This window comes from Bacillus rhizoplanae (assembly GCF_917563915.1).
Lineage (GTDB): Bacteria > Bacillota > Bacilli > Bacillales > Bacillaceae_G > Bacillus_A > Bacillus_A rhizoplanae.
This window is the reverse complement of the sequence record NZ_CAKJTI010000006.1, coordinates 179,200-204,885: the sequence shown is the minus strand read 5'-3', so window position 1 is coordinate 204,885 and position 25,686 is coordinate 179,200. Positions and strand designations below refer to the sequence as shown.

The following is a 25,686-nucleotide window of genomic DNA, read 5'->3' as shown; positions in this document are numbered from 1 at the left end:
GAGCCAGGATCAAACTCTCCAATAAAGTGTTTGTCTAGCATCATAAATAAAAATTGACGTTTCACGTTGTTTGTTTCGTTCAGTTTTCAAAGAACTTGTTAGCCGCTCAATTGCGACTTCCTTATGTTAACATCTTTGTTTTTTGATGTCAACATTGTTTTTTATTTCTTTTTTGTGCTTTCTGCTGTTGTGCATCAGCGACGTTTATTAATATAGCATGGTGAAAATCGAAATGCAACACCCTTTTAAATTTTTTTATAAAAACTGTCCAACTTCCCTTCCTTGTACCATATACATAAAATATAAACTCGTCTATTACCTCAATTTACAGGAGGGGATACAAATGGAACACTTCGATTTATTACTTAAGTTAGGCCTCTCTGCCATTTTAGGATTTGCGATTGGTTTAGAACGGGAATTAAGGCGAAAACCACTAGGCCTCAAAACTTGCTTAGTTATTTCTATTATTAGTTGTTTACTTACCATTGTTTCAATTGAAGCAGCTTATAACTTACCGAGCTCCGTCTCAAACAGAATCGGCATGGATCCCCTCCGCTTAGCAGCTCAAGTTGTATCAGGAATCGGTTTTTTAGGAGCTGGTGTTATTTTACGAAGAGGTAACGATAGTATCGCAGGCCTCACCACTGCTGCAATGATTTGGGGGGCATCTGGAATTGGCATCGCAGTCGGAGCTGGTTTTTATCTAGAAGCGATCTTCGGCATGTGTTTTCTTATGATTAGTGTAGAACTTATTCCTTTTGTAATGAGTATTTTAGGGCCGAAGTCACTTCGTCAACGCGAGATTGTTGTAAAACTCGTTGTGAATAGCATGGAAAATATCCCTACCGTTATCGAAGACATCAAGAAGATGGATATAAAAGTTAAAAATATGAAACTCAAAACGTTAGAAAATGGAGCTCATTTTCTACAAATGAAAATGTCTGTTGACCAAAAAATGCATACAGCTGACGTGTACTATGCCATTCAGCATCTTGAAAGTGTACGACAAGCCGAAGTGGAAAGCATGTGAAGACTCCCTTATTCCTATGAGGGGGTTTTTCTTCTTTTTATAATGGTAACACTATAACCATATTGATTGGGGAGGAGCTGCAGACATTGAATGCAAGAAGTAGTATTTTAGACACGTTTCGCAACTCTATCATTTTACGATTGGTTACCTTAATTGTTGGATTCATTATCTTCTTTGGATTTCTTATACACAAATTAGAACCAATCCACTTTCCAACATGGTTTGACGGTATATGGTGGGCGCTTGTCACAACGTTCACTGTTGGATACGGCGATTACGTTCCTCGCAGTGTACATGGAAGAATACTCGCAATTATTCTCATTTTATTAGGAACTGGATTCGGCTCCTATTATATGGTATCGTTCGCTACGGAAATGATTAGTAAACAATATATGAAAATAAAAGGTGAAGAGGCTGCCTCTTGTCATGGTCATATGATTATTATCGGTTGGAACGAACGTGTTAAGCATGTTGTAAGCCAATTGCACGTATTACAACCAAACCTTGATATTGTTCTTATAGATGAAACACTTCCTCTACTCCCAAAATCATTTCATCATTTACAATTTATTAAAGGCTGTCCTCATCATGATCATATTTTACTCAAAGCAAACATTCGTACCGCACATACAATTTTGATTACAGCTGATAAAGAGAAAAGTGAGAGTTCTGCTGATACACAATCTATTCTAACCATTTTAACAGCGAAAGGATTACATCCAAATATTTATTGTATTGTTGAAATGCTGACGTCCGATCAAGTTCGAAATGCAAACCGAGCTGGGGCGACAGAAATTATTGAAGGAAATAAATTAACAAGTTATATATTTACCGCTTCACTATTATTTCCTTCGATTTCAGAGGTGCTGTTTACAATTTATAATGAAATTACTACAAATAAATTGCAGCTTACGCATATTCCTCAGACATACGCTGGTGAAACATTCGAATATTGTAACAGTGCTTTATTAAAACAAAATATACTATTACTTGGTATACAACGCGACGGACAATATCACATAAATCCAGTTCACTCATTTACTCTGCAAGAAAATGATTCACTCATTGTCATTAAACATTAAAGAGATATTCTTCTAACTCTCGAACTATAGCTTTACCAATATCAATATATTTAGCTTGCATGTCCCCATCTGCATCTTTCGGTTCTGCAAACTGATCGAAAGACGATAAGCCTGCTGTGAATGTATTCACCTCATCATCTAGTTCATCTTGGTACACATGCGAAAGAAGATAAGGTGTATCAAGACGAACTATAACTCCGTTTACATCAAGCTCTCCTTCAACTGCTGTAAACGGTAATCGTAAAAATTGATATCCATCTTCCTCATCTATCTTATAATCAAAACACCCTTTCTCATAATCCCAATTCCCACCGATTGTATAACCGAGCGGCTTTAATATTTCTTCTAACTTGAAGAGAGCAAATGTTTGTCCTTCTAACTTTGAATGAATCGGAATCAAATGTATCATCCTTTCTAGATTTTTTTTAGCATACCCAATTCGTGCTCCATATATCGGCGCTTCGACATGAGATAAAGTGAAACTTCCATCAGTGACGCTTTTCTCACTGATGGTTAGTTGAACCAATCGGGCTTTTACGGGCAGTTTTCTTCCCCGCTCTTCTCCATCCTTTACTGCCCGTTAATGCGGGATAAAGACCCTTCGGCAATATTCGACACACACGCACATTCATCAAAAAAAAGCTGTTGGGATAATCCCAACAGCTTTTCTTATTTCAAACGTTCTTCTAGTTCTGCTTTTAGTTCTTCGAATCCTGGTTTTCCAAGTAGAGCGAACATGTTTTTCTTATATGCTTCTACGCCTGGTTGGTCAAATGGATTTACGCCTAATAAGTAGCCGCTCATCGCACATGCTTTTTCGAAGAAGTATACAAGATAACCGAATGTATACTCATTTAGTTCAGGAATATTGACGATTAAGTTTGGTACACCGCCATCGCTATGTGCAAGCAATGTTCCTTCGTATGCTTTTGTGTTAACAAAGTCCACTGTTTCACCAGCAAGGTAATTTAATCCATCTAAATCGTTCTCATCTAATTCAATTTTTAGTTCGTGTGTAGATTTTCCTACTTTTAGAACTGTTTCAAATAGATCACGGCGTCCTTCTTGAATGTATTGACCTAAAGAATGCAGGTCAGTTGAGAAGTTTGCAGAAGATGGGAAAATACCTTTTTGATCTTTTCCTTCACTCTCACCAAATAATTGTTTCCACCATTCAGCAAAATATTGAAGTGCTGGTTCGTAGTTAACAAGCATTTCAATTGTTTTACCTTTATTGTATAAAGCATTGCGTACAACTGCATATTGATAAGCTGGATTTTCTTCAAGTTCTGATTTCGCAAAATCATCACTAGCTGCAGCTGCCCCTTGCATCATTTCTTCAATATTTAAACCACTTACAGCAATCGGCAATAAACCAACTGGTGTTAATACAGAGAAGCGACCACCAACATCATCTGGAATCACGAATGTTTCGTATCCTTCTTCGTCAGCTAATGTTTTTAAAGCACCGCGCGCTTTATCTGTCGTTGCATAAATACGTTTACGCGCTTCTTCTTTTCCGTATTTCTCTTCTAATAGCTTACGGAAAATGCGGAATGCAATTGCAGGCTCTGTTGTTGTACCTGATTTAGAAATAACGTTAACAGAGAAGTCCTTACCTTCTAATACATCCATTAAATCTTTCATGTAAGTGGAGCTAATGTTTTGTCCAACAAATAGCACTTGTGGAGTTTTGCGTTGTTCTTTAGACAGCGTGTTGTAGAAAGAATGGTTTAGCATTTCAATTGCTGCTCGCGCTCCTAAGTAAGAACCACCAATCCCAATAACAAGTAAAATGTCAGAGTCATTTTTAATTTTCTCAGCGCATTTTTGAATGCGAGCAAATTCCTCTTTATCGTATGCAAGCGGAAGTTCTACCCAACCTAAGAAGTCATTTCCTGCTCCTGTTTTTTCATGAATTGCATGGTGTGATACTTTTACTGCATCACGTAAATATGTTAATTCTTGTTCACTGATGAACGATAACGCCTTTGAATAGTCAAACGTTACATGTGTGCTCATCTTTTTCCCTCCAATACAATATGTATATGTATTTCTGTCTTCACTTTAGCGAAACCACAGTTGTAAATCAAGCGAACTACAAATTGTAAGCGTAGCCATTTTATTTTTTTTACAAAATCGTCATAACTTCCATTTTTTTCGGTCTAGACAAGTATACAATGAGAAATTTTAATTTTTTGGGTATAAGAACAACAAAAGGTATCCATTCTATAAAGGAAGCTTCATTAAACGAGCAAATGTATCTCGTTTTTGCTTCATCATTTAAGGAGGGACTGCTTAAAATGAGTACATTACAACGCATTGCCTTAGTATTTACGATTATCGGCGCAGTAAACTGGGGACTCATTGGTTTCTTTCAATTCGATTTAGTAGCAGCTATCTTCGGAGGGCAAGATACAGCACTTGCTCGAATTATCTATGGTATTGTGGGTATTTCAGGTTTAATTAACCTTGGCTTATTATTTAAACCTTCTGAAGAACTTGGAACACACCCAGAAGCACGTGAAGTACGATAAATCTAATAGCATTCTAAAATGATATTATAAAACATGCATCTCCACTTGTTTTCACACAAGTGGAGATCTATGATGCTTTACTAACTTCTGACATACGGATGTTTCTTTATACTGATTACAAATGCAGCAAAAGAAATGTTTGATTATTTTATATCATAATGTATCACATTCACCGATTATTTGGTGAACAAGAAATAAAAGCAGAGAGCTATGCTCCCTGCTTTTATTTTGTGATTTGAGATTCTTCAATCCACTCTGTTAACTTTTCTCGCAATGTGTTAAATCCATTTGCAGAAGGATTCGGTATACGCACTTTTCCTTGTTTACGTTTGGCAGCCTTCAATGATAGACTCATTTTTCCGTTCTCTCTATTAACTGAAAGCACCTTTACTTCTACTGCATCCCCAACTTTTAAAAAATCATGAATATCTTTCACATACCCATTTGTAATTTCAGATATATGCACAAGACCTTGCGTTTCTTCATCTAATGCAACGAATGCACCGTAATCTTGAATTCCTGTCACTTTTCCCTTCACAACCACTCCTGTTGTGTATTTGTCTGACATAAGAAACACTCCCATATGTTTTACCTTTTGTATTAGTAAATTATACCACTTACTAACATTTCATTCAAAAATCATGAAAAAATTTTCCTTAACATGTATAAATCTTCAAATGTCAGGATAAAATACTAACACATGGCTTTCTAGTATTCCCCCCCTTTTATGGACAAAACGTATTATGTTTTGTCCTTTTTTCGTTCTCCATAAATCGTTTCATGCGTTTCATCGCTTCCATAAGTTGTTCAAGTGATGTTGCGTATGAACAGCGAATAAATCCTTCTCCGCCCTCGCCAAACACACTTCCAGGTACAACAGCGACTTTTTCCGCTAATAATAAACGTTCGGCAAATTCCGCCGAAGATAATCCTGTTGAACGAATTGAAGGAAATACATAGAATGCTCCGCCTGGCATATGACAATCTAGTCCCATTTCATTAAATGAAGTCGCCATAAAGTTTCGGCGTTGTTTATAGCTCTCACGCATTCGAACAACTTCTTGTTCTCCAGAGCGAAGTGCTTCTAATGCTGCAAATTGCGACATCGTCGGCGCACACATCATAGAATATTGATGGATCTTTAACATCAATTCCGCAAAATGTTGAGGGGCTGCGATCAAACCAAGGCGCCAACCTGTCATCGCAAACCCTTTTGAAAAACCAGAGATTAAAATTGTATGATCACGCATATGTTTCACGCTCGCAAAGCTTGTATATGTCTCATCATAGACAAGCTCTGCATAAATCTCATCGGATAGTACGATTAAATTGTATTTCTCTATAATGACCGCAAGTTTTTCTAATTCTTCTTTATTTAAGAGCGTTCCTGTCGGATTGTTTGGCGAACATAATAAAATCGCTTTCGTGTTCGATGTAATGGCAGCTTCAATCTGCTCCGGCTGTACTTTAAATTCATCGGTTGGAGATGTAGAAATAGGTACAGGTACCCCGCCAGCCAGCGTAACAAGCGGTGCATATGATACAAAGCTTGGTTCAATAATAATAACTTCATCACCAGGATTTACAATTGCACGCATCGCTACATCTAACGCCTGACTTGCCCCAACCGTTACAATAATTTCTTCTTTTGGATCATAAGATACTGCAAATTGTTTTTCTAAATATTTTGCAATTTCTTCGCGAAGCTCTAATAATCCAGCATTCGCAGTATATGCCGTATATCCTTCTTCTAATGAACGAATGCAAGCTTGCCTTACATTCCAAGGCGTTACAAAGTCCGGCTCGCCAACACCTAATGAAATAACACCTTTCATACCCGCCGCTAAATCAAAAAATTTACGAATACCGGACGGTTGTAAAGATTGTGCTACTTTTGATAATTCAAATTTACTCATGGTACCACCACAATTCGCTTATCATCATCTTTGTTTTCATATATAATTCCTTCATGTTTATACTTTTTCAAAATAAAATGCGTTGTCGTCGATACAACAGATTCAATTGTCGCTAACTTTTCCGCTACAAATGTCGCAACTTCAGCCATCCCTTTTCCTTCTACAGTAATGGAAAGGTCATATGTACCTGACATTAAATAAACTGACTTCACCTCTGGATATCGGTAAATTTGCTCCGCTACCGCGTCAAATCCAACGCCGTGCTTCGGTGTAACTTTCACATCAATCATTGCTGTTAAACCTGTATGTTCTTTTACCTTTGTCCAATCAATCAGCGTAACATAATCTACAATCACTTTTTCTTTTTCTAATTTTTCAAGGATCGTTATCACTTCTTCTACATCTATGTTTAACATTTTGGCTAATGTTTCTTCAGATAATCGGCTACTCTTTTCAAGACAGGCTAACAATTCTAATTCTTTTTCTGTCATCATACTCGCCCTTTCTCTTTTTGTGTATTTTCTAAATTATACAGACAGCTTTTCCTGTTTGAAAAGAAGATTTTTTCAGATAATTATGTAACAATAAAGTGAAACTTCCTTTTGGAGCGTTCTTCTCCGAAAGGTTAGTTGAGCCAATCGGGCTCTTACGGACGCTCCTTCCACGAAAAGGCTTTAAGAAATAGCGTCCGTTAGAGCGGGATAAAGTGAAACTTCCATCAGTGGGGTTTTGCTTCATCCCCCACTGATGGAAAGCCAGCCTAATCGGGCTCTTACTGCCCAAAAGTAGCGGGATAATATAAAAAGGGGATGAAACCATGAAACAAAGAGTATACATTGCAGAACAAGTTCCTGCCTTTGTTGAAGAATACATTGCTGAGCATTATGAATATGAGGCATGGGATGAAAACGAAAAAATCCCGCGCCACGTACTATTAGAAAAAGTAAAAGATGCACATGGACTATTAAATTTCGGGGCAATCATTGATGAAGAATTACTCCAAGCAGCTCCGCAGTTGAAAGTAGTAAGTAATATTTCTGTCGGCTATGACAACTTCGATATCGAAGCTATGAAAAAAAGAAAAATAATCGGAACAAATACACCGTACGTGTTAGATGATACTGTCGCTGATCTTGTATTTGCATTAATGCTATCTGCCTCTCGCCGTGTTTGCGAGCTTGATTGTTACGTGAAATCTGGAGAATGGAATGCAGAAATTAACAAAGAACATTTCGGCTTAGACGTTCACCATCAAACAATCGGAATCATCGGCATGGGTCGCATCGGAGAAGTCGTTGCCAAACGTGCGAAATTCGGATTCGATATGGACGTTTTATACTACAATCGGAGCCGCAAGGAAAAAGCAGAACGAGAGCTTGGTGCAACATATTGCGAATTAGAAACGTTACTACAAAAAGCAGATTTTATCGTTCTACTTACGCCATTAACAGAAGAAACTTATCATTTAATTGGAGAAAAAGAATTTAATGTAATGAAAAAAACAGCTGTTTTTATTAATGCGTCTCGGGGTAAAACGGTAAATGAAACAGCATTAATTGAAGCATTGCAGCAAAAGAAAATTTTCGCCGCAGGCATTGATACGTTTACACAAGAACCAATTGAAAAGGATAACCCATTGTTATCTCTGCCAAATGTCGTTACGCTCCCTCACATTGGTTCCGCAACGTTAAAAACACGCCAAAACATGGCGATGACAGCAGCAAAAAACTTAGTAGCCGGACTGCAAGGGAATACCCCTCCAAATCTCGTCAATGAACTGAAATGATCAACAAAAAGACAAGACCACATCACGGTGGTTTTGTCTTTTTTTATACATTTGGTTTTCTTCCTGCTTTCCCTTCTTCCACGGGATAATTTCCCCTAACAAGGAGATGATATGAACAAAAAACAACGGAGTGATGAAGATGGAAAACGAAGTTCAACTCCCTCACTTCACCTTTTCTACAAGAGGGATTACGGTTCATTATGAGCTCTATCAGTCTTTTTGTGCAGAAGAAAAACCAACATTTGTTTTAATTCATGGCTTTCTCTCTTCGACCTTTAGCTATCGGCGGCTCATTCCGCTTTTAGCTCAGCAAGGGAACGTGATTGCTCTAGATTTACCGCCATTTGGAAAAAGTGATAAACCATTTCATTTCACATATTCTTATCAAAACCTCGCAACGATTGTTATTGAACTCATCGAACATTTACAGAAAAAAAACGTTATTTTAGTAGGGCATTCAATGGGCGGACAAATTGCGTTATATATAAGCCGGTTGCGGCCTGATTTAATTCAAAAGACAGTTCTTTTATGCAGTTCAAGCTATTTATCACGAGCAAATTTGCCGCTTATCTACACTTCTTATTTACCGTTCTTTCATTTATACGTAAAAAATTGGATTATACGACGAGGCATCATCTATAATTTAATGAATGTTGTTCACGATCATTCTTTAATCGATGACGAAATGATGCAAGGCTATGCAGCACCTTTTTATGATAATCGCATCTTTCCTGCACTAACCCGTATGATTCGAGATCGCGAAGGAGACTTAACATCAAAAGAACTACAAAAAATTAAAACACCTACTTTGCTTATTTGGGGAGAAAAAGATCGTGTTGTTCCTATTAATGTTGGACACCGATTACACAATGACCTGCAGCATTCACACTTTATCTCTTATGAAAACACAGGACATCTATTACCAGAAGAAAAGCCGGAACACGTATATGAAGAAATTATGACCTTCTTAGCAAATTGAACACACCTGTCGCATGTGTGCAGTAACTACCCTCTTTGATTTCTCAGAACTTTAAGATGAGAGCCTTACTGCCCGCGAATAGCGGGATAAAAAAAGGCCGATATTCAAAAGTCCAACTTCAATGAACTTTTAGATATCAGCCTCTTTCTCCTGCTATTTACGGACACTATTCTTAAGACAACTCTCGTGGGACAAGCTTCCGTAGGTTCAACTAACCTTTTGGAGAAGAACGCTCCAAAAGGAAGTTTCGCTTTATCCCGCTCTAACAGTCGGTAAGATGCTTAGCTACGAAGAAACAACAAACCGTCTGTAAGAACCCGTAGGTTCAACTAACCTTTTGGAGAAGAACGCTCCAAAAGGAAGTTTCGCTTTATCCCGCTCTAACAGTCGGTAAGATGCTTAGCTACGAAGAAACAACAAACCGTCTGTAAGAACCCGATTGGTTCAACTAACCTTTTGGAGAAGAACGCTCCAAAAGGAAGTTTCACTTTATCCCGCTCTAACAGTCGGTAAGATGCTTAGCTACGAAGAAACAACAAACCGTCTGTAAGAGCCCGATTGGCTTAACTAACCTTTTGGAGAAGAACGCTCCGAAAGGAAGTTTCGCTTTATAGCGTACAACTTCCGCCACCTTTTAATAGTAACAATTGTTCTGCTAACCATTGACACTTTTCAATAGGTAATGTTTTTTCAAATGATAGCAAATAAATGTGCTGTATTTTCTTTGCGATATATTTCGCATCATCAAATGTACTTACAATGTAGACGATGTCACTTGCTTCTGTTTCATAAAATTCTGGCCCCATTCGAAACGGATCCCAACTCTTCACAAAATCTATCATTTTCTCATATGTCCCCATACACTTCCCGCCTTTTTCTTATTTTCCACTTTTCTTTATCGTATCATATCAGCTATGCTAGAAGAAATGAGAGAACATTCAGTACTTTTAACCTATTATTGAAAGGAGTAACAAATATGGGGAATTTTAACGAAATGGTAAATCGCCGCGGGACAGATTCCGTTAAATGGGATACACATAAAAACGAGGAACTTCTTCATGCCTGGATTGCAGACATGGACTTCCCTGTTCCCTCACCAATTCAAGACGCCTTAACCAAACGGTTACAACATCCTATTTTCGGTTATAACACTTCAAGTGAACAAGTAAAAGAAACAATTTGTCATTGGGTAAAAACACAATATAATTGGGTCATTGAAAAAGAATGGCTTGTCTTTAGCGCTGGCATCGTTCCTGCACTTAGTGTTTCTGTACAAGCTTTTACTGAAAAGAAAGATTCAGTACTTGTACAGCCGCCTGTATATCCACCATTTTTCGAAATGGTAACAACGAATGGGCGCCAAGTGCTTACCAATCCACTACACTTAGAAAACGGTGTTTACAAAATGGATTTTGAACAGTTAGAGAAACAATTTCAGCAAGGTGTAAAACTGATGTTCCTGTGCAGTCCACACAATCCGATTGGACGTGTATGGACAGTGGAAGAGTTAACTAAACTCGGCACGCTCTGCGAAATATATGATGTAATCGTCATTGCAGATGAAATTCATGCTGATATTATCTTTAATGGACGCAAGCATATACCACTCGCTTCTTTATCAGCAAACTTAGCAAAGCGAGCTGTTACATGCATCGCCCCAAGTAAAACATTTAATATTGCTGGGCTGCAAGCATCGGTTATTATTATTCCAAATGAAAAGCTGCGAGATTCCTTTACTGCTGTGCAGCATCGCCAAGGCTTTCATGGATTAAACACGTTTGCTTACGCAGCAATGCAAAGTGCATACACAGAATGCAATGAATGGCTAACAGAGCTGTTATCTTATATAGAAGAGAATGCACGATTTGCATGTGATTTTATTAAACAGCATATTCCGAAGCTATCCGTCATTCAACCAGATGGTACATTCTTGCTTTGGATTGATTGTTCCAAACTTGGACTGACTCAAAATGAACGAATGGAATTATTAGAGAAAAAAGGGAGAATCATTGTAGAACCAGGAGAAAAATTTGGTGCTGGCGGTGAGCAACACATTCGTTTAAATATCGGCTGTCCACGCCCTGTATTAGAAGATGCGCTCCGCCGCTTACAATGCGCGTTTTCATGTACTTCCAAGGAAAAGCTATCTATGTGACTTAAGCCTGGTTATTATACACTCCAACATTCTTTGATTGAACTACCCCCACCTACCGCTTCGCGCTTGAGGTGGGGGTCTTCTCGTCAGATATGATAAAAATCCGCTGCTGCGCCAAACCAAAATCTGTATGGTGATAGATTCATATAAGATCCGACGCAGTAGCGGTAATTAAAATTTTCCGAAGTCAAAAATTATAGCGAACACAAAAAGCGCAGTAAGGAGAAAAACCAAACTCAAATAAATTAACGTACAGCGTCTGAATGCAGAAAGTGGAACACCAGAAGCTTGCGCATAATGGGAAGCAGTCAAACCAGCCAAAATACCCATAATGACAAACCACGGTTCGTAAAACAAGAGATCCCATATAGCTAAGCTATGGACATCGACTACAGTCCAGCCAGGGAAGTTAATTGTAATGACACCTGCCAAAAGCATAGCTTTTGTAATCATGCCACTGACTCCATGAGCAATTAAAAAGGCAGTTCCGATAAGAGTAGGGATTAATAAAATAAGACGATGGATCTTTCTGCCTCCAATCAACGGCACCCATTTCGGAATGACCTTTCCCCATGGTTTGATAAGTGTAAGCAAGGCAAATCCACATAACATGATGATGACACCAGCGATGTAACTTGCCATGTAAAATGATTTAGGGTCATTAAGTTGGCCCGAAAGGCCTATATTCCCCCCTGCCGCTTCATAAAATCGAACAAAAACTGCATACATAAATGCCCATAGGCAACCAACGTAACCAGGCCATACCGCTTTCTTTGTAAAGCGTTCAAAAACATTTAATATTTGCATGGAAGATTCCCCATTATTAGTTATTTTGTTCCTATTCATGCAACTCTCTTTTTTCTGCTTCAATTTTGATCGTCTCTCCCACAATGCGTACACTTACCACGCCGACGATAATAGTAAGCGATGGCAGCAAGACCAAGTGCTACTCCCCATGGCACCCAGAAAATCATAGGTCCAACCGTCCCCCATATCTGACTGAGGAGGATGTTATCGACTGGCATAAGGTGAAATGTCACAGCAAAAAAACTAAAGGTAAAGACAAATCCGGCTGCAGTTACAGCAATGGCTATAATAGAGGCTGGAACCACTGCGAGCATGATGGGAACTCTTTTACCACCAATGAACGGGAACCAACGAGGGAATATTTCACCCCATTTTTGAATCAAACCAAGTGTAAGAATCCCTCCGCCTACGCAAACAGACCCAAATACCCATTCTGTTATCTGTGACATAGAATTGACTTTTGAAAAATCGTGAAGGAATTGCGGGTCGACTCCTAAAGGGATATTAAGTGCCCACGCAAAACGTGTGAGCGCATAGGGAATAGGTGCAAGAGCTGCGATAATGGTCAGCCATCTCCCCCAGCGTACCAATAAAAATGTGTTTCCATTCTCTGTCCGTCCACAATATTCACAAGCATCACGGGTCCTACGTTGATATGCGACAGCAGTCATAATCCAAAGAAGAGCACCTATAATACAAATGACCTGGTTGAGCATAATCCAGTTAAAAGCAAACTTAAATAAAAAGGCATAAGCCATGACCATAATTAGGCTAATATCAGGAATAAAAAGGAGCAAGGCAACAGCAAAGCACCAAGCAAAAGTAAGCATTAGCCACCGAAGAAGAACACTTCTCCATGTTTTTTGCATGGCTACGCCAATCACTATTCCTAGTAAACAGAGAATAACAAAAATGAGGCCTCCAACTCGGGGTGGAAGATAAGTAACCATAGCCGCAAACAAGTCCATTTCACCACGTTTAAAGGGATACCCCGATCCTCCAAGTAACCAGTAAAGCTGTACAGTCCCGTAGAGCAGTGACCATCCCACAGCGCCATATCCAATCCATAAGGGCCATCGTGTAAAACCTTTTCTAATCTTTTCCTCAATTATGGGTGATGAAGTCTCCATTGAAATCATCCTCTTTTCTTTACTATTGTAAACACCTACGACCTGAAGCTAAGGAACCAACCAGATAGGGTATTGATATTTATTTATGTTTCAAAATTTAACCCCACCATCATTTTAATCAGTGAAGATTAAAATGATGGTGGGGTCTAGTTTAAATTTCGTTTAACTTTTGCCAAGCGAGCTAATGCATGTACAGTGCTTATTTCGTTTATAGTTCAACTTTTTTATATAGATAAATGCGAGTGCCGTTCGTGGAACTTGTTATTTTCCATTCAAGATTCATTTCTTGGAGCATCAATGAAACAATGGATAAACCAATTCCGGCTCCTTTTTCACTGGAGATGCTATCCATTCCAGGACCTTTGTCCTCAACAACAACAGCAGTCCTTCCATCTAACTCTTCCAAACTTACACCAACATACCGTCCGGCTTTTGCGTGTCTAACAGCGTTCTGGAATAGATTATCTAATATACGGGTAAACCAGTGCGGATCGACATTCCACATTAAAGCTTTTTTTGACAAACGAACCTCCACTTCAAATCCTTCCTTTTCAAATACGGGAAACCACCCTGCAGCGGAAGTCCGGGTTAATCGGATAATATCTGTCTCCTTCTGTTGCAAAGTATATTTCCCCGCCGATAATAACGTGTAGGAAAGAAGGTTTTCGAGCAATTGGCTAAGAGCATCTACTTTTCTTTCAATCAAATGAAGCGATTCCCTCCCTTTAGGAGATAAAGTTTCCTTTTGCAATGAATAAGCATGTCCACGGATGGTGGTGAGTGGTGTCCGTAAATCGTGTGATATATTAGCAATCAATTGTTTACGAAGAGCCTCCTCCTCCTGTTCACGTTTCCTACTGTTTATCAACTCGTCAATCATATGATTGAATGCCGACCCTAGTTGCGCGATTTCGTCCTTTTTACGAATGAGAATTTTCTGAGGAATGCCGTTCTCATCAACTTCGGCCATTGCGGTTTGTAGTTGAACGAGCCGCCTGCGAATTTTCGAGAAAAATACCCAAGATGTAATTAGAAAAATTGCAAAGACAAGCACAGCATATACCAGCAAAAACTTATCATCGATAGCGGACAGGCCGGGTGGTTGTGTAACGGAAAGAGGGACTTGAAAAACCATAAAGCCTTGGCTCTGGTCGCCGCCAATAAAGGCAATAATTGTGAACAGGTCATTATCAACATTTTTCTTCATAAACTTAGTGCTTTCCTGAAACGTCCATTGGTCAGGTATACTCTTTTTTTCGGGAAGTTTGAGCTGTGTTTTGCCTGCGGCGTCAACCCAAAACATTGTCGCCATTGAATATCGCTCTTTTAACGAACGGAGTTGTTTGTCCACTTGATCCGGGGGCGCCCCGTTCAACTTTGCTGCCTCATCATTCCACATTTGTTCCAACTTTTTTGTATCCATATACTTGACCTTTTGTTGCATATCCTTGTCTAGTGTATATTTCGGCAAGTAATAAAGAGGTAAAACAAACGGCCATAAAACAAGTGCAGTTGTAATGATCAACAAATATCTAACTAACAGCGAATGTCGGAATTTCATTGTTTCACCCTATATCCAATGCCGCGAATTGTTTCAATTATTTGTGGTTGACTTGGCTCCTGCTCTATTTTTTCGCGTAAATGGCGGATATGTACCATTAAGGTTTTATCTCCTTCAATATATGGATTTCCCCATACAGCCTCATAAATTTGTTCTTTTGTTAAGATTTGGTTTGGATGACGGAGTAAATAGGTGAAAATTTGAAACTGCTTAGCCGTAAGTATGACATCATTATTCGATCTGGAATCCACAATGCGGTTCTCATTCAAATAAATGCGGAGATGTGATAGTACAATGAGCGGGGAGCATATCTTGTCAAACCGTCTGAGAAGCACTTCCACCCGTGCCGCGAGTTCATCGGGGTGAAAAGGCTTTGTCATATAATCATCTGCAAACTGCAGCCCCTGCAACTTATCATCAATCGATGATCTGGCGGATAGCATTAAAATAGGAGTCTTTGGAAATTCCTTTTTCAATCGCTGTCCAACTGAAAAGCCATCCAATCCTGGAAGCATAATATCAAGGATTACTAGGTCGATTTCCGCCATATGTTCAATGGCACCTTCACCTGAAGTAATCCAAGTTACCTGATAGCCCCGTTCGAATAAATCTTCACATACCCAAGCACCAATTTCCTTATTGTCCTCAATATATAGAAGCTTCTTTTTCATGTAATCCCCTTTCTTTATCCCCCACCTATCTTCTTCGTTTCTCTCTGAATCTTAAAGTGAGGGTCTTACCGCCCGTAAATATCGGGATAAAATGGGAATATTGTATATTAATAGGTTATATTAATACAAACTGAGGTATCAAGTAGTAAAATAAATATTTTCAGGTGATAAAGTGAAATTTCCATCAGTTAGAGTTTTCTTCATCCCCCACCTATCTTCTTCGCTTCTCTCAATCTTGAGGTGGGGATCTTACTGCCCGCGAATAGCGGGATAAAATCATTTCATAATTTCAAAATTATAAAGTGAAATTTCCATGTTCGTTCTTCGACGGCTGCTTATCGTCGTGAAATTGTCCGTGCTTTAGCGAATGTCGCACGCGAATATGAGTTACCTTACACGAAGGACCAAATTTTGTTGAAACACTTTGTGCCCGCATCCAAGAACTTGTATCGGCGATTTTAACATCAAAATATATAAAGGCTGCCGAGACTTTCCCGGCAGCCTTAAAACGTTCAGTTTTCCGAACGTTTTTCTTATTTTCCTTTTTCTTTTTTTATATCCGAAGCTTTTTTCACAATCACACCGCATACAATTCGTTTCCCCGAATTTCCAGCTGGTTGCGTCATCCCGTCATCTGCATTTTCTGTAATAATAAGCGATGCGCCGTCTTTTTTATGCAGCGTTGTTTTTCCTTCTTTTAAACTCACTTGCGGTGCAGTAATATCCGCTTTAATCTTTCCTTCACCATCTGCAATTACATTCGGTAAATCTCCGTTTTCATACCCTTGCGGATGCAATAATCCATGCTTCTTTTTACTGAGATTAAAATGATCTCCAGAAGAAATAAAGTCCGGTGCTTTACATTCACCCATTTCATGAATATGTACTCCGTGTACACCAGGTGTAAATCCTTCTGCTTTAATAGAAATCTTTACACCGCTTGTCTCCTGAGAGACCTTAGCTGTTCCAACTTTATCTCCAAAAGCATTGTAAAGCTTCACTTCTATTTTTGTCGGCTTCTCTTGTGCACATCCAGCAAAGAGGAAAGCTGCGAAACATCCCAATACGAGTTGCTTTTTCATCCGTATTCCCTCCAGACTCATTCTGTTCTTATATTGTCCGAGCCTAGAAGGAAACATACAAAAACTCCCGCTACTTATAGACGCTATACTTCAGCCAATTCTCGATGAAGAAGCGTCCGTAAGTGCCCGATTGGTTCAACTAACCTTTTGGAGAAAAGCACTCCAAAAGGAAGTTTCACTTTATCGTTTTTCTCGTCCCATAATACGTTTTTCCATCTCTTGCAAATTCTCTGCTTCTCGTTCTGATGATTTAATAAACATACGCCACGTAGCAACTGCTCCAATAAGAAATAACACACATACAATGGCAGGTATAATATATTCTGTCTTGTCTTCTGGAAAGTATAAAGGCATCATAATTCTTCACTCCTTTGTTCATTTCCTTTATACAATCAATTATACAGAACTTTCAGTCAAAACAAAACTTCCTTCTCCTTTGACTCCTTCTCTTCCATTGCTTACTATGAGAAAGAGGTGAAAAACATGAATGAAACATTCCAAATTGGTGATGTTGTAACAGGCATTTACAAAACAGGGAAGTACATTGGTGAAATTACAAATGTTCGTCCACAGCATTATCTTGTAAAGGTTCTCGCAGTTATGAAACATCCAATGCAAGGCGACTTACATAACGTAAAACAAGCTGACGTGCCATTTTTCCATGAACGCCGCGCCTTAGCATTTCGTGAACAAACAAATATCCCACAGCAAATGGTCAAGCATTATGAAGGTGACGTGCCTGATTATAAAGAATCGCTTCGAAAAGCATTAACAGAACAAATGCAACAATTACAAGAGGACGACTCTCCATTTGCACAGCGAAGCTTACAAGTGCTAGAACAATTAAAGCATGATTATCAATTGTAAGATCAGTAGCGCTGAACAAACAAAACAGCCAAATTACAATTATGATTGTAATTTGGCTGTTATTGTGCACTTACCTTTTTTAATACTTTCGAAAAGTCTACAAGCTCGCCAAGTGTTGGAGGAGCTGGTTTTACTAAGTATTGCTTATCTTTCTCAACAAGTTTAAAAATGTTATATGTTGTCATTGCATCATCTAACGCACAGTGATGCTTACCTGTAGCGACCTTTCCGTATGCTTCAATAGCTTTCCATAATCCAGTTTGGTTGCGATCCCCAAAAAAACGCTTATACTCTAACGATAAATCACGACATTGTCCCGTAAATGGATAAGAAATATTCGTTATTTCGCAATTATGTTTCAGCACTCTCATATCCATATTTCCCCACGTCACAACTGTTGTACTGCAACGTTTATCATAGTTTGCCAGCTTTTCAACAAGCGTTGCAAATGAAATCCCATCATCCACTGCTTCTTGCTGAATTCCTAAAAACTTTTTGCACCGTTCTGTTAACGATGAAAAAGTTTCCGGTTTTACATAAGAAGAATACGTATCAACTACAACATGATTTACAACCGAAACAATTCCTACTTCAATAATTTCCGGAAAAAATCCTTTTGGCTTTTTTCGATTCTGAGGCATTGTAAACTCAAAATCTAAAAATAATAATTGTTGTTCATCCATACGATCCCTTCCTTATAAATTCTTCCATATTCATCCATTATATCACAACAAATAACCCCGAACACGTTTACGTGCATGAATCCTAATTGAGAAAGAAGAAGCGTCCATAAGAGCCCGATTGGTTCAATGAGATGTATCTTATATATATGTCAAATAACAGCAAATATTTTCAAAAACAAGAAAATAACTCATTTCATTTGTGCGGAAAATATGACAAAACAATTGCTTTCATTTACATCTTACATTTTTCTACTTTATAATGACTTTAATTGTGTTTATTACATAATTGTATCAAACAATAAAAAAAACTACTGAGGGGAGATGGGATTTTTGCATGAAACAACACAAGAAATTGCAAACTGGCAATACTATTTTGCAATTGCTGTCTTTTTAGTTACATATGCCATCATCATTTCTGAAAAAATTAACCGCGCTGTCATCGCACTGCTTGGTGCAGCCTTAATGGTAATTGTAGGAGTTGTTGACTTACATAATGCTTTTACGAAGCATATTGAATGGGGAACGATTACCTTACTCATTGGTATGATGATTTTAGTTAACATTACGAGCAAATCAGGGGTCTTTCAATATGTTGCGATTAAATCCGCTAAGAAAGCGAAAGGAAATCCAATTCGTATTTTAATTATTCTTTCTTTATTAACTGCAGTTGGCTCCGCTTTTTTAGACAACGTAACAACGGTTCTTCTCGTCGTACCAGTTACGCTATCTATCACACGTATTTTACAAGTAAATCCTGTTCCGTATTTAATATCAGAAATTATTTTCTCAAATATCGGTGGAACTGCTACACTTATCGGTGACCCTCCAAATATTATGATTGGCTCTGCAAATAAACATTTAGATTTTAATACTTTCTTAGTGAACTTAGCTCCAATTGTGATCATCATTATTGCAGTGACAGCAGTTATGCTGTACTTCATGTATAGAAAACAATTAATAGCTGATCCAATCCAAATTAAAAAATTAATGAGCCTAGATGAAAAGCAATACATTAAAGATCCAGTACTAATGAAAAAATCACTAACTGTACTAGGGCTTACAATCATCGGATTCATGACACACTCTATTTTTCACGTTGATGCAGCAGTTATCGCCTTAACAGGAGCAACGGTATTAATGTTAATCGGTGTAAAAGAGCATGAAATTGAAGAAGTATTTGCTAATGTAGAATGGGTTACAATTTTCTTCTTTGCTGGCTTATTCGTACTTGTTGGCGGTCTTATCGATATTGGTTTAATTAAATCGTTAGCACAGCAAATATTAAATATAACTGGCGGTGACATTTCTTTCGCTGCTGTACTTATTTTATGGGTATCTGGCATCGCTTCTGCAACGATTGATAATATTCCATTCGTCGCAACAATGATCCCGCTTATTAATGATATGACAATTGGACTCGGCTTAACACCATCTGATGCACAGGTCGACGTACTCTGGTGGGCACTAGCACTTGGCGCTTGTTTAGGCGGAAACGGAACATTAATCGGGGCATCTGCAAACGTAATCGTTGCAGGTATTGCAAACCGCGAAGGACATGCCTTTAGCTATATGGAATTCTTAAAAGTTGGCTTCCCAATTACAATTGTTTCATTAATCATTTCGAACATTTATATTTATTTACGTTACTTAATGTAATGTAACGTAAAGCGAAAGCGGCTCGCTAAGAATGAGAAGCGAAGCCACTGACCATGCTAGCCGCTGGAGCTAGACAATAGAAAAAACGGAAGGAAACCCTTCCGTTTTTTCTTATCCTTAATATCTCGGTTCATTATTTCGAATTACAAATAAGTGAATCGGAAGAAAAATAGAACATGTAATAACGTGTAGCACCGTATATAGCACTGCATTGGTTGTATATCTTTCTAATAGTAAATATACGACATAAATACCTAACACAATAAATAGAACTGAAGATATGGTATACAAAAATGGAATCCATTTGATAATAAAGCAGGCAACATACACACCAAATAACTTCCATCCCGCTTGCGGCTGCATAAATTGCGGTAATTTCTTTCCAATTAAATCTCCCCATGTTTTACAGTTTAAAAATGGAATAAATGCAAAGAAGGAATCTTCCAATCCATCAGCCTTTGCCATGTTATACAGCGCAAATGCTGTTAATAAATAAGCAGCTACAGCCCAAACTAAAAAGATAATGACAAAAATAAGTCCTAACGCTAAAAAGCCGGCTATAATCCCATCATTCGCTGTCCCACTTATTACAACTTGATCCCCCATCTTAATGCCCCCTTTTAACTCAGTTCCGTTCTTTTTCTATATATTCGTAACGGAAAGTATTAAGAAGTGGATAAAAAAATTTTTATCCTGCTATTCGCGAGCAGTAAACCTCGCCTCAAGATTCAAAGAAATCAAAGAAGATAAATGAGGATAACAAACCGAATCCTTTTGTAAAAAATGTTAAACTAAAATAAAAATATAAATGAGGAATGAGCTATGCATCCATTCACCGAAAGCTTACAAAAACACTTTGAAGCACATCGCAACCGTGCAAAAGCAGAATCGATGGAACGTTATATGAAAAATCACTTTCCATTTCTCGGCATTCAAACACCCGAGCGAAAACAGTTATTTCGTGAAGTGTCACAAAATACTGAGGCACCAAAAGTAGCAGAACTTCCTGTTATTCTTCGCGAACTATGGGCATTGCCAGAACGAGAATTCCAAATGGTCGCTTTAACTCTATTAGATAAATATCGTAAACATTTAAATGAAACTCATTTACCACTGTTAGAAGAGCTCATTACTACAAAATCATCGTGGGATTCTGTGGATATGCTTGCAAGTCATTTTGTCGGCCTTATCTTGGCGGCGCATCCGCATTTAATCGAACCGTATGTGCAAAAGTGGATGGCGTCTGACAATATGTGGCTACAGCGAACATGCCTTTTATTCCAGCTAAAGTATAAAGAAAAAACAGATACGAAACTTCTCTTCTCGTTAATCGAACAGCTCAGTCACTCTAAAGAATTTTTCATTCAAAAAGCAATTGGCTGGGTACTTCGTGAATACGCAAAAACAAATCCAAAAGCTGTATGGGAATTCGTGCAAACCCATCATCTTGCACCGCTTAGTAAACGGGAGGGTATTAAACATATTAAAGAAGTATTCCAGCAGTAAGTTTTGGGCTATACTATATAACAGACCCTGCATATACTACGCTAAACAAGTCTCTCTATTGTGAATTAAAAGAGAACATGATAAAATATGGTCATCTATTTTTTAAATATGGTAGCGATGAAGGACAAATAAGTACTTGCAAAAACGAAGCGATTCAGGGATGGTGAAAGCCTGAAACTGCAAGGAAAAAGGCAGTCCTGAGCAATACAATATAAAGTGGACATACAATTTTGTGTGTCAACTAGGGTGGAACCGCGGGCAAACGCTCGTCCCTAGGCTAAATAAGCCTTGGGATGAGCGTTTTTTTTATTGAAAAGCGGGAATATCGCTTCTACAAGTACTGCTCTATCCTTCATCGCCAATACGTTATCTTTCAAGGAGGAATTGAAAATGGCTTCAATGGAACAAATCGTAAACTTAGCAAAACATCGTGGTTTTGTTTTCCCGGGTTCTGAAATTTACGGCGGTCTCGCAAATACTTGGGATTACGGTCCACTTGGTATCGAATTAAAAAACAACGTGAAAAAAGCTTGGTGGAAAAAATTCATTCAAGAATCTCCGTATAACGTAGGTTTAGACGCAGCAATTTTAATGAACCCAAAAACTTGGGTAGCATCTGGCCACGTTGGAAACTTCAACGATCCAATGATCGACTGTAAAAAATGTAAAGCGCGCCACCGTGCTGACAAATTAATCGAAGATGCTTTAGATGCAAAAGGCATCGAAATGATTGTTGACGGTCTTACTTTCGATCAAATGGCTGGATTAATGAAAGAACACGAAGTAAAATGCCCAGATTGCGGCAGCGAAGACTTCACTGAAATTCGTCAGTTCAACTTAATGTTTAAAACATTTCAAGGTGTTACAGAATCTAGCACAAACGAAATTTTCCTTCGTCCTGAAACAGCACAAGGTATTTTCGTAAACTTCAAAAACGTACAGCGCTCTATGCGTAAAAAGCTCCCATTTGGTATCGGCCAAATTGGTAAGAGCTTCCGTAACGAAATTACGCCTGGTAACTTTACGTTCCGTACGCGTGAATTTGAACAAATGGAACTTGAATTCTTCTGCAAACCTGGCGACGATTTAGAATGGTTCACATTCTGGCGCAACACTTGTAAAAACTTTCTTCTTTCACTTGGTATGAACGAAGAAAGCATGCGTCTTCGCGACCACGGTGAAGAAGAATTATCTCATTACAGTAACGCAACAACTGATATCGAATTTAAATTCCCATTTGGCTGGGGCGAACTTTGGGGCATCGCGTCTCGTACGGACTTTGACTTAAACCGTCATATGGAGCATTCTACTGAAGACTTTAACTACGTAGACCCACAAACGAATGAACGTTACGTACCATACTGCATCGAGCCATCTCTTGGCGCAGACCGCGTAACATTAGCATTCTTATGTGATGCATACGAAGAAGAGCAATTAGAAAACGATTCTCGTACGGTTCTTCGTTTCCACCCAGCATTAGCACCATTTAAAGCAGCAATCCTGCCGCTTTCTAAAAAGCTATCTGAAGGTGCTCAAGAAGTATTCGCAGAACTTGCAAAAGACTTCATGGTTGACTTCGACGAAACAGGTTCTATCGGTAAACGTTACCGCCGTCAAGACGAAATCGGTACACCATTCTGTATCACTTACGACTTCGACTCTGTTGAAGACAAAGCAGTTACAGTACGTGACCGTGACACAATGGAACAAGTACGTATGCCAATTAGCGAGCTAAAAAGCTTCTTAGAGAAGAAAATTCAATTCTAATGAGAAACCGACTGCTTGAAGCAGTCGGTTTTTTCATATTCTCAATATATCGGCGCTTCGACAGGATATAAAGTGAAACTTCCATCAGTGACGCTTTTCTCACTGATGGTTAGTTGAACCAATCGGGCTTTTACGGGCTGTTTTCTTCCCCGCTCTTCTCCATCCTTTACTGCCCGTTAATGCGGGATAAAGACCCTTCGACAATGTTCAACATATGAATAGTCCATTCGCTAGTACTGGATCACACCAAGAAGTGAACTTTTTCATCTTCTCAATATGAATACAGCACGAAAAAGAAAAAACGATTGCCAATATCGGCAATCGTTTTTATTTTTTCTCTTTCACTGCAACTGTACATCTGGAAATACAAATTAAAGTATTGTCTTCATCAATAATTCGAATGTCCCACACCATTGTCGTCTTCCCTTTGTGAAGTGGTGTTCCGATCGCTGTTACAATTCCTTCTCGTTTTGAATGTAAATGATTTGCATTAATTTCAAGACCAAAGCACAGATATTTATCTTGATCAATTAAATTATATGTACCAACACTTGCAACTGTTTCCGCTAGAGCAACAGATGCTCCTCCGTGTAAAAAACCCAATGGCTGATGCGTACTTCCATGTACTGGCATTGTCGCTACAACCTTCTCCTCTGTCATTTCTAATAATTCAATACCTAATGCTTCCATTAATGTTTTAGGCATACGATTATCCCCTTTCGAATTACCAAAAAACGCATAATAATATCTATTTCTTTTCAAACTATCAGTGAATCTATAATACATGGAGGTACCTTTTATGAAGAAACTATTATATATTATATTGTTTTCTTACTTCTCTATCGCTATTGTACCAAAAAATGCAATAGCAGCCCAAACACCTAACCTTACAATTAAAGTTCATACTATGACCCAAAAAGGTAAGAACCCTTATTTTGAATATCAACTTAATTATCCACAATTTCATAACATTCCAGATGGACAATTTCAAAAGAAATTAAATACGTATTATGAAAAAAGCACGAGCCAGTTTAAAAAGAACTTAGAAAAAGATGCAAAAACATATTATGAACAATCAAAAGAGACAGATGCTCCATTTCATCCATATATCGCGAATGTTGACTACAAAGTAGGATTAAATAAATTCCCATTGCTCAGTCTATATGTAAATCGCTATCAATATACAGGCGGTGCCCATGGCATGTACGAATGGAAAGCAAATACATTCGATGTAGAGAAAAACAAACCTCTCCGCTTAGCAGATTTATTTCAAAAAGGTAGTCAATATGAAACAATCATTAAGACAGAAATCGTTAGACAAATTGAGCAAAATAAGGAGATCTTCTTCCCAGATGCTGCCGAGAAAGCGATGAACGAAAAAAAACTCAAATACGTTTTAGAACAAGATCATCTCATGATTTATTTCCCGCTGTACGAAATTGCGCCGTACGCAAGTGGTATTCCACAATTCCGGATTCCATATACACTACTTCGTGAGGTTTTAAAGCCAAAATATCAAAATATTCTAATTGACAATGCATAGATGGATTCAGTACGATAATGTTAACTACAAAACACTCGGAGGTTAACATTATGAATAAACTTCGTGCATCAGACTTAGCTTTAGCTGCAATGTTTGTCGCACTTATGGCGATTGGCGCAAATATTACATCTTGGGCACCATTTCTACAAGTTGCAGGTATTCCGCTTTCTATGCAGCCATTCTTTGCTATTTTAGCTGGTCTTCTTCTTGGAAGCCGAATCGGGGCCTTATCTATGATTGTTTATACACTAGTTGGAATTGCAGGAGCACCTATATTCGCTGGCTTTCAAGCTGGATTTAGTACTCTATTAAGCCCAACTGGCGGATTTATTCTTTCTTTCATTGTTGTTGCTTATGTAACAGGTAAAATCGTTGAGCAAGTCAAAAACCCAAAATTCGGTACATTTGCTACTGCTTCTGCTGTCGGAATCATTCTTGTCTATATCATTGGCACGACTTATATGTACTTAGCTATAAACACTTGGGTAGGCGGTCATATTAGCTATGCAGCTGCTTGGAAGGTTATGATGTGGTTTGCTGTAAAAGATATCATCTTTACAATGATCGGTGCAGTTATTGCACCTCGTATATACTATGCTGTTCGCCGTTCTGCCTATCAGAATAGTCGCTTTGCTTCATAAAGTGAAACTTCCATCAGTGGGGGTTTTCTTCATCCCCCACTGATGGTTAGTTGAACCAATCGGGCTTTTACGGGCAGTTATCCCTCACCTATCTTCTTTGCTTCTCTCTGAATCTTAAGGTGGAGGGCTTACTGCCCGTTAATGTGGGATAAAGTGAAACCGTTATTTCATACTATTGTTTTGTTATAAGAGGCGAGAATTATTACTGTCTTTTATTGCGAGCTAAAAAGGATATCCCCCTCTATTGGGTGATATCCTTTTTTAATTGGGAAACATTTTACGTTACC

Annotated in this window: 27 protein-coding genes; 12 read left to right on the top strand and 15 right to left on the bottom strand. The window is 38.4% G+C overall.

The window, feature by feature from the left end; translation table 11 throughout:
- The first annotated feature begins 343 nt into the window (after nt 1–343).
- Nucleotides 344–1,030, top strand: coding sequence for an MgtC/SapB family protein (locus LRP84_RS08995; protein ID WP_230574773.1), 687 nt, complete (start codon nt 344–346; stop codon nt 1,028–1,030).
- A gap of 86 nt (nt 1,031–1,116) precedes the next feature.
- Nucleotides 1,117–2,112: a potassium channel family protein gene (locus tag LRP84_RS08990; RefSeq protein WP_230574772.1), complete on the top strand. Its 996-nt coding sequence runs from the start codon at nt 1,117–1,119 to the stop codon at nt 2,110–2,112.
- On the opposite strand, the gene LRP84_RS08985 is transcribed toward LRP84_RS08990, so the two are convergent.
- Together LRP84_RS08985 and LRP84_RS08980 are read right to left on the bottom strand one after the other, a co-directional pair.
- A complete protein-coding gene (locus tag LRP84_RS08985) occupies nt 2,102–2,512 on the bottom strand; it encodes a YugN-like family protein (RefSeq protein WP_230574771.1) in 411 nt (136 codons plus the stop codon). The two genes, LRP84_RS08990 and LRP84_RS08985, sit on opposite strands and share 11 nt — an antisense overlap.
- Nucleotides 2,513–2,781: 269 nt before the next feature.
- The gene (locus LRP84_RS08980) at nt 2,782–4,134 is read right to left on the bottom strand and encodes a glucose-6-phosphate isomerase (protein WP_230574770.1); all 1,353 of its coding nucleotides are present in this window, start codon (nt 4,132–4,134) and stop codon (nt 2,782–2,784) included.
- A 281-nt stretch (nt 4,135–4,415) separates the two neighbouring features.
- Here LRP84_RS08980 and LRP84_RS08975 point away from each other — a divergent pair, with 281 nt between their 5' ends.
- Nucleotides 4,416–4,649: a DUF378 domain-containing protein gene (locus LRP84_RS08975; RefSeq protein ID WP_230574769.1), complete on the top strand. Its 234-nt coding sequence runs from the start codon at nt 4,416–4,418 to the stop codon at nt 4,647–4,649.
- 223 nt (nt 4,650–4,872) lie between these two features.
- On the opposite strand, the gene yugI is transcribed toward LRP84_RS08975, so the two are convergent.
- From yugI to LRP84_RS08960, 3 genes are all read right to left on the bottom strand, one after another.
- A complete protein-coding gene (gene yugI, locus LRP84_RS08970; RefSeq protein ID WP_230574768.1) occupies nt 4,873–5,217 on the bottom strand; it encodes a S1 domain-containing post-transcriptional regulator GSP13 in 345 nt (114 codons plus the stop codon).
- Nucleotides 5,218–5,374: 157 nt separating this feature from the next.
- Nucleotides 5,375–6,565 carry an aminotransferase gene (locus tag LRP84_RS08965; RefSeq protein ID WP_230574767.1) on the bottom strand — a complete coding sequence of 397 codons (1,191 nt, stop codon included), beginning with the start codon at nt 6,563–6,565 and terminating at the stop codon, nt 5,375–5,377.
- On the bottom strand, nt 6,562–7,059 hold the full coding sequence (locus LRP84_RS08960) for an Lrp/AsnC family transcriptional regulator (RefSeq protein WP_230574766.1): 498 nt from the start codon (nt 7,057–7,059) through the stop codon (nt 6,562–6,564). The genes LRP84_RS08965 and LRP84_RS08960 overlap by 4 nt, the downstream gene beginning before the upstream one ends.
- 323 nt (nt 7,060–7,382) lie before the next feature.
- Between LRP84_RS08960 and LRP84_RS08955 the strand changes: the two genes are divergently transcribed.
- Together LRP84_RS08955 and LRP84_RS08950 are read left to right on the top strand one after the other, a co-directional pair.
- Complete coding sequence (locus tag LRP84_RS08955) at nt 7,383–8,351, top strand: 2-hydroxyacid dehydrogenase (RefSeq protein ID WP_230574765.1); 969 nt, start codon at nt 7,383–7,385, stop codon at nt 8,349–8,351.
- A gap of 139 nt (nt 8,352–8,490) precedes the next feature.
- Complete coding sequence (locus LRP84_RS08950) at nt 8,491–9,330, top strand: alpha/beta fold hydrolase (protein ID WP_230574764.1); 840 nt, start codon at nt 8,491–8,493, stop codon at nt 9,328–9,330.
- A 608-nt stretch (nt 9,331–9,938) separates the two neighbouring features.
- Here LRP84_RS08950 and LRP84_RS08945 read toward each other — a convergent pair.
- A complete protein-coding gene (locus tag LRP84_RS08945) occupies nt 9,939–10,190 on the bottom strand; it encodes a DUF1871 family protein (protein WP_098309224.1) in 252 nt (83 codons plus the stop codon).
- Between the two features lie 116 nt (nt 10,191–10,306).
- Between LRP84_RS08945 and LRP84_RS08940 the strand changes: the two genes are divergently transcribed.
- A complete protein-coding gene (locus LRP84_RS08940; protein WP_230574763.1) occupies nt 10,307–11,485 on the top strand; it encodes a MalY/PatB family protein in 1,179 nt (392 codons plus the stop codon).
- Between the two features lie 171 nt (nt 11,486–11,656).
- Here the strand turns inward: LRP84_RS08940 and LRP84_RS08935 are convergent, their stop codons facing one another.
- The 6 genes from LRP84_RS08935 to LRP84_RS08910 form a co-directional block, all read right to left on the bottom strand.
- Nucleotides 11,657–12,355 carry a DUF3995 domain-containing protein gene (locus tag LRP84_RS08935; protein ID WP_230574762.1) on the bottom strand — a complete coding sequence of 233 codons (699 nt, stop codon included), beginning with the start codon at nt 12,353–12,355 and terminating at the stop codon, nt 11,657–11,659.
- The gene (locus LRP84_RS08930) at nt 12,352–13,422 is read right to left on the bottom strand and encodes a hypothetical protein (RefSeq protein WP_230574761.1); all 1,071 of its coding nucleotides are present in this window, start codon (nt 13,420–13,422) and stop codon (nt 12,352–12,354) included. Before LRP84_RS08930 ends, LRP84_RS08935 begins: the two co-directional genes overlap by 4 nt.
- 208 nt (nt 13,423–13,630) lie before the next feature.
- A complete protein-coding gene (locus tag LRP84_RS08925; protein WP_230574760.1) occupies nt 13,631–14,983 on the bottom strand; it encodes a sensor histidine kinase in 1,353 nt (450 codons plus the stop codon).
- Nucleotides 14,980–15,654, bottom strand: coding sequence for a response regulator transcription factor (locus LRP84_RS08920; protein WP_230574759.1), 675 nt, complete (start codon nt 15,652–15,654; stop codon nt 14,980–14,982). The genes LRP84_RS08925 and LRP84_RS08920 overlap by 4 nt, the downstream gene beginning before the upstream one ends.
- A gap of 533 nt (nt 15,655–16,187) precedes the next feature.
- Nucleotides 16,188–16,736, bottom strand: coding sequence for a superoxide dismutase family protein (locus LRP84_RS08915; RefSeq protein ID WP_230574758.1), 549 nt, complete (start codon nt 16,734–16,736; stop codon nt 16,188–16,190).
- 180 nt (nt 16,737–16,916) lie between these two features.
- Nucleotides 16,917–17,093 (bottom strand): hypothetical protein, encoded by a 177-nt coding sequence (locus tag LRP84_RS08910; RefSeq protein ID WP_230574757.1) that lies wholly within the window; start codon nt 17,091–17,093, stop codon nt 16,917–16,919.
- 126 nt (nt 17,094–17,219) lie between these two features.
- Here LRP84_RS08910 and kapB point away from each other — a divergent pair, with 126 nt between their 5' ends.
- Nucleotides 17,220–17,603 (top strand): kinase-associated lipoprotein KapB, encoded by a 384-nt coding sequence (gene kapB / locus LRP84_RS08905; RefSeq protein ID WP_230574756.1) that lies wholly within the window; start codon nt 17,220–17,222, stop codon nt 17,601–17,603.
- 59 nt (nt 17,604–17,662) lie between these two features.
- On the opposite strand, the gene kapD is transcribed toward kapB, so the two are convergent.
- Nucleotides 17,663–18,286, bottom strand: a complete 624-nt coding sequence (kapD, locus tag LRP84_RS08900) for a 3'-5' exonuclease KapD (protein WP_230574755.1) — start codon at nt 18,284–18,286, stop codon at nt 17,663–17,665.
- Between the two features lie 330 nt (nt 18,287–18,616).
- Between kapD and LRP84_RS08895 the strand changes: the two genes are divergently transcribed.
- Complete coding sequence (locus tag LRP84_RS08895; protein ID WP_230574754.1) at nt 18,617–19,942, top strand: ArsB/NhaD family transporter; 1,326 nt, start codon at nt 18,617–18,619, stop codon at nt 19,940–19,942.
- A 117-nt stretch (nt 19,943–20,059) separates the two neighbouring features.
- Here the strand turns inward: LRP84_RS08895 and LRP84_RS08890 are convergent, their stop codons facing one another.
- Complete coding sequence (locus tag LRP84_RS08890; RefSeq protein WP_230574753.1) at nt 20,060–20,548, bottom strand: hypothetical protein; 489 nt, start codon at nt 20,546–20,548, stop codon at nt 20,060–20,062.
- A 216-nt stretch (nt 20,549–20,764) separates the two neighbouring features.
- Between LRP84_RS08890 and LRP84_RS08885 the strand changes: the two genes are divergently transcribed.
- Together LRP84_RS08885 and LRP84_RS08880 are read left to right on the top strand one after the other, a co-directional pair.
- Nucleotides 20,765–21,448, top strand: coding sequence for a DNA alkylation repair protein (locus LRP84_RS08885; RefSeq protein WP_230574752.1), 684 nt, complete (start codon nt 20,765–20,767; stop codon nt 21,446–21,448).
- Between the two features lie 390 nt (nt 21,449–21,838).
- On the top strand, nt 21,839–23,215 hold the full coding sequence (locus tag LRP84_RS08880) for a glycine--tRNA ligase (protein WP_230574751.1): 1,377 nt from the start codon (nt 21,839–21,841) through the stop codon (nt 23,213–23,215).
- A 327-nt stretch (nt 23,216–23,542) separates the two neighbouring features.
- Here the strand turns inward: LRP84_RS08880 and LRP84_RS08875 are convergent, their stop codons facing one another.
- Entirely contained in the window at nt 23,543–23,920 is a 378-nt protein-coding gene (locus LRP84_RS08875; protein ID WP_230574750.1) for a hotdog fold thioesterase, read from the bottom strand.
- A 94-nt stretch (nt 23,921–24,014) separates the two neighbouring features.
- On the opposite strand from LRP84_RS08875, the gene LRP84_RS08870 reads away from it, so the two are divergent.
- Nucleotides 24,015–24,758 (top strand): DUF3298 and DUF4163 domain-containing protein, encoded by a 744-nt coding sequence (locus tag LRP84_RS08870; protein WP_230574749.1) that lies wholly within the window; start codon nt 24,015–24,017, stop codon nt 24,756–24,758.
- A 50-nt stretch (nt 24,759–24,808) separates the two neighbouring features.
- Nucleotides 24,809–25,399 (top strand): biotin transporter BioY, encoded by a 591-nt coding sequence (locus tag LRP84_RS08865; RefSeq protein ID WP_230574748.1) that lies wholly within the window; start codon nt 24,809–24,811, stop codon nt 25,397–25,399.
- Nucleotides 25,400–25,686: the final 287 nt, after the last annotated feature.